Annotated in this window: 13 protein-coding genes; 10 read left to right on the forward strand and 3 right to left on the reverse strand. The window is 71.7% G+C overall.

The genetic code is table 11. The features are described from left to right. Positions 1–35: 35 nt before the first annotated feature. Positions 36–749, reverse strand: coding sequence for a serine hydrolase (locus OG206_RS26600; protein WP_442805903.1), 714 nt, complete (start codon positions 747–749; stop codon positions 36–38). Positions 750–1016: 267 nt separating this feature from the next. On the opposite strand from OG206_RS26600, the gene OG206_RS26605 reads away from it, so the two are divergent. After that, a complete protein-coding gene (locus OG206_RS26605) occupies positions 1017–1766 on the forward strand; it encodes an SseB family protein (protein ID WP_327120378.1) in 750 nt (249 codons plus the stop codon). Positions 1767–1889: 123 nt separating this feature from the next. On the opposite strand, the gene OG206_RS26610 is transcribed toward OG206_RS26605, so the two are convergent. Then, positions 1890–2255: a DUF1844 domain-containing protein gene (locus tag OG206_RS26610; RefSeq protein WP_327120380.1), complete on the reverse strand. Its 366-nt coding sequence runs from the start codon at positions 2253–2255 to the stop codon at positions 1890–1892. Positions 2256–2635: 380 nt separating this feature from the next. On the opposite strand from OG206_RS26610, the gene infC reads away from it, so the two are divergent. The 9 genes from infC to OG206_RS26655 all read left to right on the forward strand — a co-directional run bounded on the left by infC (position 2636) and on the right by OG206_RS26655 (position 12518). Beyond that, positions 2636–3298, forward strand: coding sequence for a translation initiation factor IF-3 (gene infC / locus OG206_RS26615; RefSeq protein ID WP_327122418.1), 663 nt, complete (start codon positions 2636–2638; stop codon positions 3296–3298). Between the two features lie 120 nt (positions 3299–3418). Then, positions 3419–3613, forward strand: a complete 195-nt coding sequence (rpmI, locus tag OG206_RS26620; RefSeq protein WP_099176763.1) for a 50S ribosomal protein L35 — start codon at positions 3419–3421, stop codon at positions 3611–3613. Between the two features lie 114 nt (positions 3614–3727). Further along, positions 3728–4111: a 50S ribosomal protein L20 gene (gene rplT, locus OG206_RS26625; RefSeq protein ID WP_007457565.1), complete on the forward strand. Its 384-nt coding sequence runs from the start codon at positions 3728–3730 to the stop codon at positions 4109–4111. A gap of 162 nt (positions 4112–4273) precedes the next feature. Continuing rightward, positions 4274–5113 carry a TrmH family RNA methyltransferase gene (locus OG206_RS26630; RefSeq protein ID WP_327120390.1) on the forward strand — a complete coding sequence of 280 codons (840 nt, stop codon included), beginning with the start codon at positions 4274–4276 and terminating at the stop codon, positions 5111–5113. Between the two features lie 144 nt (positions 5114–5257). After that, positions 5258–6421 (forward strand): sensor histidine kinase, encoded by a 1164-nt coding sequence (locus OG206_RS26635; RefSeq protein WP_327120392.1) that lies wholly within the window; start codon positions 5258–5260, stop codon positions 6419–6421. Between the two features lie 144 nt (positions 6422–6565). Then, positions 6566–7693 (forward strand): phenylalanine--tRNA ligase subunit alpha, encoded by a 1128-nt coding sequence (gene pheS, locus OG206_RS26640; RefSeq protein WP_327120394.1) that lies wholly within the window; start codon positions 6566–6568, stop codon positions 7691–7693. Next, the gene (pheT, locus tag OG206_RS26645; protein WP_327120396.1) at positions 7693–10203 is read left to right on the forward strand and encodes a phenylalanine--tRNA ligase subunit beta; all 2511 of its coding nucleotides are present in this window, start codon (positions 7693–7695) and stop codon (positions 10201–10203) included. The genes pheS and pheT overlap by 1 nt, the downstream gene beginning before the upstream one ends. Positions 10204–10559: 356 nt before the next feature. Then, positions 10560–11900, forward strand: coding sequence for a transcriptional regulator (locus tag OG206_RS26650; RefSeq protein WP_327120398.1), 1341 nt, complete (start codon positions 10560–10562; stop codon positions 11898–11900). A gap of 87 nt (positions 11901–11987) precedes the next feature. Continuing rightward, positions 11988–12518 (forward strand): NUDIX domain-containing protein, encoded by a 531-nt coding sequence (locus OG206_RS26655; protein ID WP_327120400.1) that lies wholly within the window; start codon positions 11988–11990, stop codon positions 12516–12518. A gap of 61 nt (positions 12519–12579) precedes the next feature. Here OG206_RS26655 and OG206_RS26660 read toward each other — a convergent pair whose 3' ends face one another. Next, complete coding sequence (locus OG206_RS26660) at positions 12580–13341, reverse strand: isocitrate lyase/PEP mutase family protein (RefSeq protein WP_327120402.1); 762 nt, start codon at positions 13339–13341, stop codon at positions 12580–12582. Positions 13342–13359 lie beyond the last annotated feature (18 nt).

Below are 13359 nucleotides of genomic sequence, written 5' to 3' on the forward strand. Positions count from 1 at the left end.
CCAGGCCGGGGGAGCGTGAACCGTCCCCCCCCCCGTCAGCCCGACGCGGCCACCGCTCCCATCACCCCGGCCGCGGCCTTCGCGACGGACTCCACGACGGCGATGCCCGCCTCCTTCGTCGCGTGTCCCCGCGACAGCACGGCCATCAGCAGGGTGTGACCGCCGCTCGTCACCCGACCGATGCTGTTGACGTCCCACAGCCCCGTCGTCGTGCGGGGCATCCAGCCGTTCTTCAGCGCCCGGTCCGTGCCCGCCGCGGACACCCCCCACCCCTGGCCCGTCTCGACCTGCTCCATCAACTCGGCCAGGTAGGCCCGAGAGGCCGGAGTCAGCTCCGAGTCCGCCCCGAACACCGCCTCCAGCAGCCGCACCTGGTCGGCGGCCGTGGTCCGGGTCAGCCCCCAGGCGTGGGCGGCCGTCGTCGTGGTCAGCCCCAGCCGCTCGTTGGCCGCGTCGAGCCCCTCCTCCCCACCGATCACCTTGAGGAGCTCGGTGGCCGAGGTGTTGTCACTGCGCCGGATCATGGCCTCCGCGTACGCCAGCTCCGCGCCGTTCAGCTTCCGCTCCTCGTCCTGCGCACTCAGCAGGAGCGCTGCCAGGATGTCGACCTTGACGATGCTGGCGGTGCCGTACGCCTCGTTCCCGTATGCGGCACCCGCGCCGCTCTCGGTGTCCAGCACGGCCACCGACACGTCGGCACCGCCCAACAGGGGCGCCAGCGCGTCGGCCAGCTCCGCGTCGAGATCCACCTCGGGCTCCTCCGGTCCGGCCCGCCGCGACCGGCGGGCTCGACGCGGACGATACGGCGGCGGCCACGTCATCCGGCGAAGGACCCACCGGATACGAACCTCCCGCGCCGGAGCCGGCCGGCCGCAGGAGGCCGGCGGTCACGGGCCGGACAGGGCGGGCCCGCGCGTTCGTGAGGGGACATGGCCCGACGCCGGGCAGCGCCGCCGGCTGCAGCCGGTGCCCGACCTGTCGCCGACGTGGGAGAACCGACCCACTACGCTCGTCCTGTGGCGCTCAAGAACATCCCGGACTCCGGTTTCTCCGACGACGACGGCACCGCCTCGCCCGAACTGACGGCGGCCCTCGCCGCCTGGGCCGAGGACCGGACGGCCGTCGGCCCCGTCCTCGCGGCACTGCGCGACGCCCGGCTCCTCGTGCCGGTCGTCGCCGTGCTGGGGGAGGTGGAGGAGGGGCACCAAGTTCCTGGGAAGAGGGGTGGCGGGCTGCGCCGGGAGAAGACCAGCGACATGGCCGTGCCGACGCTGCAGGCCGGTGACCGGCGTGCCCTGCCCGCCTTCACCTCCACCGCCTCCCTGGCCCTCTGGGACCCCGGGGCGCGCCCCGTCGCCGTCCCCCTGCACCAGGCGCTGCAGGCCGCCGCGCACGAGAAGGCCGACACCGTGGTGCTCGACCTGGCGGGACCGGTCGCCTTCGAGCTGACCGGTCCGGCGCTCCTGGCGCTGGCCGAGAACCGGACCAGCACGGACCCGCTGGACGACCCCGCCGTCGTCGCCGCGGTGCGGGAGGCCGTCGCCGCCGAGTCCGCGGTGCTCCGCGCGCACCTCGGCCCCGGGCAGGCCGACGGCACCCTCGCACTCGTCCTCGCGCCGGACGCGGTGGCGGCCGAAGCCGCGCGCCGCGTCGCCGAAGCGCTCTCCGCGAGCGAGGTCCTGCGTGCCCGGCTGGTGCGGGGGCTCGACCTGGCGCTGTTGCCCGCCGGTGCCGAGGCACCCGGCGAACCGCTGTTCATCCGCTGACGCACTCGAGCCCGCCACCTGTCGGACAGGCGGCGGGCTCGGAGGGACGCGCGGACGGGCCGGGGCGCGGGATCAAGGGGCGGTCCCGCATTCCCCGGCGGGCGCGGGAACAGGGGACAGCCCTCAGCCGTAGACGGGGCCCGTGTACTTCTCGCCGGGGCCCTGGCCGGGCTCGTCCGGTACGAGGGACGCCTCACGGAAGGCGAGCTGGAGCGACTTCAGGCCGTCGCGCAGCGGCGAGGCGTGGAAGGTGCTGATCTCGGTGGTGCTCGCGTCGAGCAGCCCCGCCAGTGCGTGGACCAGCTTGCGGGCCTCGTCGAGGTCCTTGTGCTGCTCACCCTCCTCGGTCAGGCCGAGCTTCACGGCCGCCGCGCTCATCAGGTTGACCGCCACGGTCACGATCACCTCGACCGCGGGGACCTCCGCGATGTCGCGGGCCATGTCGTCGAAGCCGGGGTTGTCCGTACTGGGGGAGGTCGTGTCGCTCATGCCCACACGATAAGGCCAGGCCGCGCGCGTCCTTCCCGCGGGAGCCGCCGGGGACGAATTAGCGCCCGCGCGACCGGGCTGCTAACCTGGTGTAACGACCGGCCGGACACCTATGTGCTCGGCCCACAAGTGGAGGCTCCGATCTCCCACCCGACCGTCCTAGCGGATGGCGGGTCACCGGTCTGGTGGCGACCATCGTTCCGTACGGACGATGGAGCTGCCCGATGCGCCCCGCGGTAGACGCGGCGGTGTTCCGGTATTTCCAGGAGCCCCGCCTGTGTCCCGTCCGGGGCTTTTTGCTTACCCGGCTCGGTTGGTCTCACAGAAGACGTTACGCGGCTGTCCGCCAGGCGGTCGCGTGGTGCTACCGAGGAGGATCCATCAGCGCCGAGCCCCGCATCAACGACCGGATTCGCGTTCCCGAGGTGCGACTTGTCGGACCCAGCGGCGAGCAGGTCGGGATTGTTCCGCTTGCCAAGGCCCTGGAGCTCGCACAGGAGTACGACCTCGACCTGGTCGAGGTGGCGGCGACAGCCCGTCCCCCCGTGTGCAAGCTCATGGACTACGGGAAGTTCAAGTACGAGTCGGCCATGAAGGCCCGTGAGGCGCGCAAGAACCAGGCGCACACGGTCATCAAGGAAATGAAGCTCCGGCCGAAGATCGACCCGCACGACTACGACACCAAGAAGGGTCACGTCGTCCGGTTCCTCAAGCAGGGGGACAAGGTCAAGATCACGATCATGTTCCGCGGTCGTGAGCAGTCCCGTCCCGAGCTGGGCTTCCGACTGCTCCAGCGTCTCGCTTCGGACGTCGAGGACCTCGGCTTCATCGAGTCGAACCCGAAGCAGGACGGCCGGAACATGATCATGGTTCTGGGCCCGCACAAGAAGAAGACCGAAGCCATGGCCGAAGCCCGTGAGGCCCAGGCCGCCCGCAAGGCGGAGCGCCAGGGGTCCACCCCCGACGCCGAGTCCGAGGGCGACACCGCTGAGGCCCCGGCCGCAGCGGCCGAGGCTCCGGCCGAGACACCTTCCGAGTCGTGACCTCCGGGGGTCGCCATCCAGGCGCCCCCGGGTCCCTCGGGAACCACCCAAAGATCTGACGCCCCTGCAGTCCGGTGCCCGCACCGTGAGGGGCGCCACTGACGAGGAGATAACGGCGCTATGCCGAAGAACAAGACGCACAGCGGTGCCAGCAAGCGCTTCAAGATCACCGGCTCCGGCAAGGTGCTCCGTGAGAAGGCCGGCAAGCGCCACCTGCTCGAGCACAAGTCGTCCAAGAAGACCCGCTCGCTGACCGGCACGGTCGTCGTGGCTCCGGCCGACGCCAAGAAGGTCAAGAAGCTTCTCGGCAAGTGAGGCCGCGGCCTCCGGTTGATCCGGAGGTGCGACCTCGATCCGACCGGGACCAATTCGTTTCCGGGCTTGGTGAGTCGACAACGTGATTCCCAGCCCCGCTGCAAGGAGTTAAAAGTGGCACGCGTCAAGCGGGCAGTAAACGCCCACAAGAAGCGCCGGGCGATCCTCGAGGCCGCCAAGGGTTACCGCGGTCAGCGTTCGCGCCTGTACCGCAAGGCCAAGGAGCAGGTCACCCACTCCCTGGTCTACAACTACAACGACCGCAAGAAGCGCAAGGGCGACTTCCGTCAGCTCTGGATCCAGCGCATCAACGCGGCCGCCCGCCAGAACGGCATGACGTACAACCGCCTCATCCAGGGTCTGAAGGCCGCCAACATCGAGGTGGACCGCAAGATCCTGGCCGAGCTCGCGGTCAACGACGCCAACGCGTTCGCCGCTCTCGTCGAGGTCGCCCAGAAGGCCCTCCCGAGCGACGTCAACGCTCCGAAGGCCGCCTGATCCGGGCAGCACTTCCGACGTTCCAGCGTTTCGAGCCGGACCCGCAGGCGTGTGCCGTCTGCGGGTCCGGTGCGTTCCACCACGTATCGCGTACGTAGTCGGCCGTACGCGGAGAAACGTACGCACAGAAGCCGACTTACGCAGAGAGGCTCGCCGCCGACCATGGGCACCCCCGAACTGATCTCCGCGCGATCGCCGCGAATCGCCGCCGCACGCCGACTGGCCAGGCGCAACTTCCGTGGCAAGGAGCGCAGGTTCATCGCCGAGGGACCGCAGGCCGTGCGGGAGGCCGCCGCGCACCGCGGCGACGACGGCCGGCCCACGCTGACCGAGCTCTTCGCCACCGTCGAGGCGGCCGAACGGTACGCCGACATCATCGGCGCCGCCCATGACGCGGGCGCCCGCGTGAGCCTCGCGGACGCCGGCGTACTCGCCGACATCTCGCAGACGGTCACCCCGCAGGGCCTGATCGGCGTCTGCCACTTCCTGGACTCGCCCTTCGCGGACGTCCTCGCCGCGAAGCCCACCCTGGTCGCCGTCCTCGCGAACGTGCGCGACCCCGGGAACGCGGGCACGGTCCTGCGCTGTGCGGACGCCGCGGGGGCGGACGCCGTCGTCCTCACCGACGCCTCCGTCGACCTCTACAACCCCAAGTCGGTACGGGCTTCCGTCGGCTCGCTCTTCCACCTTCCGGTGGCCGTCGGCGTCCCCGTGGAGCAGGCGGTCCAAGGCCTGCGGGACGCCGGTGTGCGCATTCTGGCGGCGGACGGCGCGGGCGACAGGGACCTCGACGACGAACTCGACGCCGGCACGATGGGCGGGCCCACCGCCTGGGTGTTCGGCAACGAGGCCTGGGGTCTGCCGGAGGAGACGCGCGCCCTGGCGGACGCGGTGGTCAGGGTGCCGATCCACGGCAAGGCCGAGAGCCTCAATCTCGCCACCGCCGCAGCCGTGTGCCTCTACGCCTCCGCTCGCGCCCAGCGCCCGCGCCGCACCGCCTGAGAGCCCCGCGGGCCGGGACCCGGCCGCTCGATACCGGCCACAGGCGCCGTCGCGCCGCCGCAGGGTGTCGCTCGTCCGCCGACGCCTAGTAGGGTGACGAACTCGGGGGCCCACTGCACCGGTTCGAGAGGTGGGGTACGGGATATGGCTGTCGGTACGAGCGGGTCGCGAGCGGCACACACGCCCCCCGCGCGCGCCCTGACCGACGGAGCCGGCGAGGACCCGGCCACCGGGGGTTCCGCCCTCGGCATCCACCCGGACGACCTGCCCGACGGCCTCGTCGTCGCCGACGCCGCCGGACGCGTCATCTGCTTCAACGCGGCAGCCGCCCGGATCACCGCCACGCCCGCCGCCGCCGCCATCGGCCTGCCGCTCGACCGGGCCCTGCCCCTCGAGGACCTCAAGGGACGCCGCTGGTGGACCCTGACCGATCCGTACGACGGGCTCGCCACCCGCACCGGCCAGCCCGAGCACAACCTGCTGCTGCCCGGTGGCCGCGAGGTCCTCGTCTCCGCCCGCTACGTGCGGGAGAGCCCCACCGGGCCCGTCCGCCGGCTCATCGTCTCGCTGCGCGGTACCGAGGCCCGGCGCCGTACCGAGCTCAGCCACGCCGAACTGATCGCCACCGTCGCCCACGAACTGCGCTCCCCCCTCACGTCGGTCAAGGGCTTCACCGCGACGCTGCTGGCCAAGTGGGAGAGGTTCACCGACGACCAGAAGCGCCTCATGCTGGAAACCGTCGACGCGGACGCCAACCGTGTCACCCGGCTCATCGCCGAACTCCTCGACATCTCCCGGATCGACTCCGGACGGCTGGAACTGCGCCGTCAGCCCGTGGACATCTCCGCGGCCGTCGAACGGCACATCCAGGCACACACCGCGAACGGCCAGGCACCCGACCGCTTCCTCGTGCACACCCGCCAGCCGTTGCCCATGCTCTGGGCCGACCCCGACAAGGTCGACCAGGTACTCGGCAACCTCCTCGAAAACGCGGTGCGCCACGGCGAGGGGACGGTCACCATTGAGATCGCCCCTGCGCCCGCACCGGCGAAGAGCGACGAGAGCGGAACGGCAGTCACCGTGAGCGACGAAGGACCCGGCATCCCCGAGGAGTCGATGGCCCGCGTCTTCACCCGTTTCTGGCGGGGGAGCAAGCGGGGCGGGACCGGCCTGGGCCTGTACATCGTCAAAGGCATCGTCGAGGCGCACGGCGGCACCATCACCGTCGCCCGCGGGCCCGGCGGCGGAGCCGAGTTCCGATTTATCCTGCCCGTGAGCGCGCCGGCCTACCTGACCCAGGGGGCCTGAGCCGCCCACGGGCTCCCTCGCCGTCCCGCGGACCGTAGACTCGACCTTTGGCACCTTTGCGTCCTCGGTCGTCGAGCGGGGACCGCGGGGTCCGGGGTGTCCCCGGTTCAGCGCAGTATCAGCCAATCGGAAGCACGGGAAGAGATGTCGGCACCGAACAAGTCGTACGACCCAGTCGAGGTCGAGGCACTGAAACCGGAAGAGATCGAGCGCATGCGGGACGAGGCGTTCGCCGCCTTCGCCGCCGCGGGCGACCTCGACGCGCTCGCCCAGGCGAAGACCGCGCACACCGGTGGTACCTCCCCCCTGTCGCTCGCCAACCGCGAGATCGGCGCGCTGCCCCCGCAGGCCAAGGCCGAGGCCGGCAAGCGCGTGGGCCAGGCCCGCGGCGCCGTCTCCAAGGCGCTGGCCGCCCGGCAGGCCGAGCTGGAGGCCGAGCGTGACGCCCGGGTGCTCGTCGAGGAGGCCGTGGACGTCACGCTGCCCTACGACCGCATCCCGGCCGGCGCGCGCCACCCCCTGACGACCATCATGGAGCGCGTCGCCGACGTCTTCGTGGCCATGGGCTACGAGATCGCCGAAGGCCCCGAGGTCGAGGCGGAGTGGTTCAACTTCGACGCCCTGAACTTCGTGCCGGACCACCCGGCCCGCCAGATGCAGGACACCTTCTTCGTCCGGGGCGCGGACGGCGCCGAAAACGACGAGTCCGGTGTCGTGCTGCGGACTCACACCTCGCCCGTCCAGGCGCGCTCGCTGCTCAGCCGCAAGCCCCCCGTCTACGTGGTCTGCCCGGGCCGGGTCTACCGCACGGACGAGCTGGACGCCACGCACACCCCGGTCTTCCACCAGATCGAGCTGCTGGCCGTCGACGAGGGCCTCACCATGGCCGACCTCAAGGGCACCCTCGACCACATGGTCCAGGCGCTCTTCGGCCCGGAGGTGAGCACCCGGCTGCGGCCGAACTACTTCCCGTTCACCGAGCCGTCCGCCGAGATGGACATGGTCTGCTACGTCTGCCACGGCGAGTCCGTCGGCAACCCGGACCGCCCCTGCCGCACCTGCGGCAGCGAGGGCTGGATCGAGCTCGGCGGCTGCGGCATGGTCAACCCGAAGGTGCTCGTCGCCTGCGGTGTGGACCCGGACAAGTACAGCGGATTCGCCTTCGGGTTCGGCATCGAACGGATGCTGATGTTCCGCCACAACGTAGAGGACATGCGAGACATGGTCGAGGGTGACGTCCGGTTCACCCGGCCGTTCGGGATGGAGATCTGATGCGCGTCCCGCTTTCCTGGCTGCGGGAGTACGTCGACCTGCCGGTGACGGAATCCGGCCGTGACGTACAGGCCAAGCTGGTCACCGTCGGCCTCGAGGTCGAGGCCGTCGAGCAGACCGGCGCCGGGCTCAAGGGCCCCCTCGTCGTCGGACAGGTGCTGACCATCGAGGAGCTGGAGGGCTTCAAGAAGCCCATCCGCTTCTGCACCGTGGACGTCGGCGACGCCAACGGAACCGGCGAGCCGCAGGAGATCGTCTGCGGCGCCCGCAACTTCGCGGTCGGCGACAAGGTCGTCGTGGTCCTCCCGGGCGCCGTGCTGCCCGGTGACTTCGCGATCGCCGCGCGCAAGACGTACGGCAAGACGTCGCACGGCATGATCTGCTCCACCGACGAGCTCGGCATGGGCGACGACGGCACGCACGGCATCATCGTGCTGCCGCCGGAGTTCGAGCCCGGCACCGACGCGATCGAGCTCCTGGAGCTCGTCGACGAGGTCCTCGACATCGCCGTCACGCCGGACCGCGGCTACTGCCTGTCGATGCGCGGCGTCGCCCGCGAGGCCGCCATCGCCTACGGGCTGCCGCTGCGCGACCCCGCGCTCCTGGACGTCCCCCCGCCCAACGCCCACGGCTACCCGGTCAGGGTGTCCGACCCGATCGGCTGCAGCAAATTCACCGCGCGCACCGTCACGGGCCTGCGGCCCGAGGCGCGCTCCCCGATCTGGATGCAGCGCAGGCTGCAGAAGGCCGGGATGCGCACCGTCTCGCTGGCGGTCGACATCACGAACTACGTGATGCTCGAACTCGGCCAGCCGCTGCACGCCTACGACCGCAGCCGTGTCAACGGGCCGATCGGTGTGCGCCGCGCCCAGCAGGGCGAGAAGCTCACCACGCTCGACGGTGCCAAGCGCGTCCTGGACGCCCAGGACCTGGTCATCACCGACGACCGCGGGCCGATCGGCCTCGCGGGCGTCATGGGCGGCGCCGACACGGAGATCGCGGACACGGCCGAGGAGGCCGGCACCACCGAGGTCGTCATCGAGGCCGCGCACTTCGACGCGATCACCATCGCCCGGACCGCACGCCGTCACAGGCTCAGCTCCGAGGCGTCGAAGCGCTTCGAGCGTGGCGTCGACCCGCAGGCCGCCGCCGCTGCCGCGCAGCGCACCGTCGACCTGCTGGTCCTCCTGGCGGGCGGCACGGCCGAGGCGGGCGTCACCGAGATCACCGCACCGTCCGCGCCCCGCACCATCGCGATGCCCGCGAACCACCCCGACCGGGTGGCGGGGGTCGCCTACGGCCGCGAGACCGTCGTACGCCGTCTGCAGGAGGTGGGCTGCGACGTCTACGGGCAGGACGAGCTGATCGTCACGGTGCCGTCCTGGCGTCCGGACCTCACCGCGCCGAACGACCTCGCCGAAGAGGTCATCCGGCTGGAGGGGTACGAGAACCTCCCGTCCACCCTGCCGACGCCGCCCTCCGGACGCGGGCTCACCGACCGCCAGCGGCTGCACCGCCGGATCGGCCGGGCTCTCGCCGGCGCCGGTTACGTCGAGGCGCTGAACTACCCGTTCATCGGTGCTGCCGTCCTCGACCAGCTCGGGCTGGAGCAGGACGACGCCCGCCGTCGCACGGTCGACCTCGTCAACCCGCTTTCCGACGAGGAGCCGGCGCTGCGCACCACGCTGCTGCCGGGCCTGCTCGGCGCACTGCGGCGCAACGACGGCCGCGGCAGCCACGACCTGGCGCTCTTCGAGACCGGGCTGGTCTTCAGGCCCACCGGCGAGGAGACGAAGGCCCCGCGGCTGCCCGTCGACCGCCGGCCCACCGACGCGGAGATCGCCGGCCTGGACGCCACGCTGCCGCGCCAGCCCCGCCGTGCCGCCGTCGTCCTCGCGGGCGCCCGCGAGCAGGCGGGCTGGTGGGGCAAGGGCCGTCCGTCCAACTGGGCGGACTCCGTCGAGGCGGCGCGCACGATCGCCCGCGAGGCCGGTGTCGAGGTGACGGTCCGCGCCGACCGCCACGCCCCGTGGCACCCCGGCCGCTGTGCCGCGCTGTACGTCACGGTCGACGGCGAGGAGACCCTCTTCGGGCACGCGGGCGAACTGCACCCGCGCGTCGTCAAGGAGCTCCACCTGCCCGAGCGGACCTGCGCCATGGAGGTCGAGCTCGACGTCCTGGAACAGGCCGTCGACGGCGCGCTCCAGGCTCCCCGGATCTCCACCTTCCCGGTGGCGACCCAGGACGTCGCCCTCGTCGTCGCCGCGGACGTGCCCGCCGACGCGGTCGAGAAGGCCCTGCGCGAAGGCGCAGGTGACCTGCTCGAATCGCTGCGTCTGTTCGACGTGTTCACCGGCGAGCAGATCGGCGAGGGCCACAAGTCCCTGGCTTACGCGCTGCGCTTCCGTGCCCCCGACCGTACGCTCACGGTCGAGGAGGCCTCCGCGGCCCGCGACACCGCGGTCGCCCTGGCCGCCGAGCGCACCGGCGCGGTGCTGCGCGGCGCCTAGGCACCCGTGTTGAGAGGGGCGTATCCGGCCATCGGATACGCCCCTCTCTGTTCTCGCAGGACGGCCCGGTGACCGCACTCGAGCCCGGCTGTCATCGGGGCAGTGGGCTGTGCGGTCCGGCGCCGTCCGTTCCGCCACGGAGTGTCGGGCAGGCCGGCGGGACGAACGGCGCGGGTGCGGGTCGTCGAACTGTACGAGGGGGAGCCGACGACCCGGCCGCCTCTTGCGAGGCACTCATTCAAGCGAGCGGTGGCCCGGCGCGGCAGAGTGCACAGCAGGACGGTTCGGGCATTCCGTTCACACCCCGTGTGAATCGTGCTCCACTAGGCTCATTGCGACGCGCACTTGGGGGGGCAATGGAGCCCAATGTCCTGCTCGAATCCCTGATCGACGAGGCGGGTGTGTCCCGAGCGGGACTCGCCGGCCACGTCAACCAGGCCGGCCGCGCCCGCGGGCTGGTCCTGCGGTACGAACACACGGCGGTCGCCCGCTGGCTCAGGGGCCAGCGCCCGCGCGGTCAGGTCCCGGACCTGCTGTGCGAGGTCCTCGGCCGCAGGCTGCACCGGCCGGTCACACTCGACGACATCGGCATGGGCATCTCCGGCGCGCACGCCACGGCACACGGCGGCGGGCTCCCGGGCTTCGTCGAGCACGCGACCGCCCTGTGGCGTTCCGACGACCAGCAGCGCCCGGACCTCGCGGCCGTGCCGGCCGTCACGGGCACGACGGCGGTGATGCCGGTGTGGGAGTGGGAGAACCCGCCCGAGGACACGGACGTGTCCCGTCCCGGGCCCTCACGCGTGAGTATGGCCGACATAGCGATGCTCCGGGCCGCCCGCGCCCACTACGAGCAGATGTACAGGAAAGCGGGAGGCATGGCGACCAGGTCCCGGGTCGTCGGATTCCTCAACGCCGAGACCGCGCCGCTGCTGCGCGGCGGCTACAGCGACGCGACCGGCCGTCAACTGCACCGCGCGACCGCCGGGCTGGTGGCCGTCGCCGGTATCTGCGCCTACGACTCGGACGCCCACGGGCTCGCCCAGCGCTATTTCCACCAGGCCCTGCGCCTGGCCAAGGCCAGCGGGGACCGGGGCCTCGGCGGCTATGTCATCGCGCTGCTCGTGAACCAGTCGCTGTACCTGGCCGACTTCCGCCGGTCCGTCGCCTTCGCCGAAGCCGCCCTGAGGGCGGCGGGACCGCACATCACCCCGGCACTCGCCGCAGACCTGCACGCCATGCAGGCCAAGGCGTACGCACAGCTGGGCGACCACCGCGGCTCCCTGGAGTGCATCCGCCGGGCCGAGGGCGAGGCCGGGCGCATCGGGACGGGCAGCGAGCCGGACGAGACGGGCTACGTCCAGCCGGGCCTGGTCAACGTCCAGGTGGCCGAGGCGCTGCTGAATCTGGGAGATGTCGCCGGAGCCCGGGAGCACGCCGCGGCGGCCGTACGCTCCCCGGCGCACGACCGCGGGACGGTGCACAGGCTGGCCATGCTCAGCCACCTGGAACTGCTGCAGGGCGAGGCGGACAGGGCGGCCGGCACCGCGTGCGAAATGGCGGAACGCGCCCGGGGCATGGATTCGCAGCGGCTCCGGGACCGAATGCGGTCCGTCCGTGAACATCTGGCGGCGAGTGGCAGCGCCGAGGCCGAAGCGGCGGCCGACGTCATCGAAGGGGCGCTGCGCGTGCCCCTGTGAGCCGTGCGCCCGAGACCTCCGCGCGTTCCCCTGCGACGCTGAGCCTGCTCCGATGTTGCCATCGACCAGTCGGAAGGTGGCAGAACTGTGCAGTGGATGAACTTGAACGAACAGACCGTGTATGAGAATCGCTGGTTCCGGATCAATCTGGCAGATGTCGAACTCCCCGACGGCCGGCACCTGGACCACTTCCTCATCCGGCTCCGGGCCGTCGCCGCAGCGACGGTCGTCAACGAGGCGAACGAGGTCCTGCTCCTGTGGCGGCACCGGTTCATCACCGACAGCTGGGGCTGGGAGCTCGCCGCCGGCGTGGTCGAGGACGGCGAGGACGTCGCCGCCGCGGCCGCACGGGAGATGGAGGAGGAGACCGGCTGGCGCCCGGGCGAACTGCTCCCGCTGATGACGGTGGAGCCGGCCAACGGCCTCATCGACGCCCGGCACCATCTCTTCTGGTCCCGCGAGGCGACGTACACCGGGCATCCTGCGGACGACTTCGAGTCCTCGCGCCGCGAGTGGATCCCGCTCAAGCTCGTGCCGGACATGATCGCGCGCGGTGAGATCCCCGCGGCCGGCATGGCGGCCGGGCTGCTGATGCTCCATCACATGCTGTTGGGCTGACCGGCGCGCACCCGTGCGGCGGGTCGACCGGACCGGCCGGCCCGCCGCACGGGGAGGGTCGTCAGGGCGCCCACGGCCTGAGCATGTCCTTCATCGCATCCGTCATCGCGAACTGCAGGAGCGGGCCGTAGGTGATCCGGCCGACGCCGAGGCGGCGGAAGCGTTCGAGGTCGTGCTTGACGGGATGGGCTGTCGAGTTCACGGGAACGCCGACGGCGCCGGTCACCGCCGTGAGCAGGTCGTCGTCGTCCTGGATGGTCACGGGGTAGACACTGTCGGCGCCCGCCTGCTCCAGGGCCCGCAGCCGCTCGATCGCCTCGTCCAGGACGTCGGAGGCGTTTTCCGCGCGCAGGAAGAGGTCGGTACGCCCGTTGATCCAGACCGGGATCCCCACGTCGTCGGCCGCCGCTCGCAGCGCACCGATGTAGCTTGCGTGCTCCTGCGTGCTGCGCAGGCGCCCGCCCTCGGAGTGCACGGTGTCCTCGATGTTGAGGCCGATGCCACCGGCCTCGGTGAGGCCCGCGATCAGGTCGGCGGGGTCCAGACCGTATCCGGCCTCCAGATCCACGGAGACGGGGACGTCGACCGCCGCGATGACGGGCCTCACGGCGTCGAGTACCTCCGCGAAGGTCTGCCCCTCATGGTCGGCGGCACCACGGGAGTCGGCGAGCGGGTGGCTCCCGATGGTCAGCGCGGGGAACCCGGCGTCGACTGCCGTCCGCGCCGACCAGACATCCCACACGGTCGGCAGAACGAGCGGCCTGTTCTCGGCGTGAAGCTGCTTGAAGCGTTGAGCGCGCTCAACGGTGGTACCAAGGTTCATGTCGAACACGCTACCTCT

The organism is Streptomyces sp. NBC_01341, from assembly GCF_035946055.1.
GTDB lineage: Bacteria > Actinomycetota > Actinomycetes > Streptomycetales > Streptomycetaceae > Streptomyces.

Bases quoted from the DNA above. Each gene is read 5' to 3' on its own strand.
- rpmI (WP_099176763.1), top strand. From the start codon at position 3,419: ATGCCGAAGAACAAGACGCACAGCGGTGCCAGCAAGCGCTTCAAGATC.
- pheS (WP_327120394.1), top strand. From the start codon at position 6,566: ATGTCGGCACCGAACAAGTCGTACGACCCAGTCGAGGTCGAGGCACTG.
- OG206_RS26660 (WP_327120402.1), bottom strand. From the start codon at position 13,341: ATGAACCTTGGTACCACCGTTGAGCGCGCTCAACGCTTCAAGCAGCTT.
- OG206_RS26630 (WP_327120390.1), top strand. From the start codon at position 4,274: ATGGGCACCCCCGAACTGATCTCCGCGCGATCGCCGCGAATCGCCGCC.
- OG206_RS26650 (WP_327120398.1), top strand. From the start codon at position 10,560: ATGGAGCCCAATGTCCTGCTCGAATCCCTGATCGACGAGGCGGGTGTG.
- pheT (WP_327120396.1), top strand. From the start codon at position 7,693: ATGCGCGTCCCGCTTTCCTGGCTGCGGGAGTACGTCGACCTGCCGGTG.
- OG206_RS26635 (WP_327120392.1), top strand. From the start codon at position 5,258: ATGGCTGTCGGTACGAGCGGGTCGCGAGCGGCACACACGCCCCCCGCG.
- OG206_RS26610 (WP_327120380.1), bottom strand. From the start codon at position 2,255: ATGAGCGACACGACCTCCCCCAGTACGGACAACCCCGGCTTCGACGAC.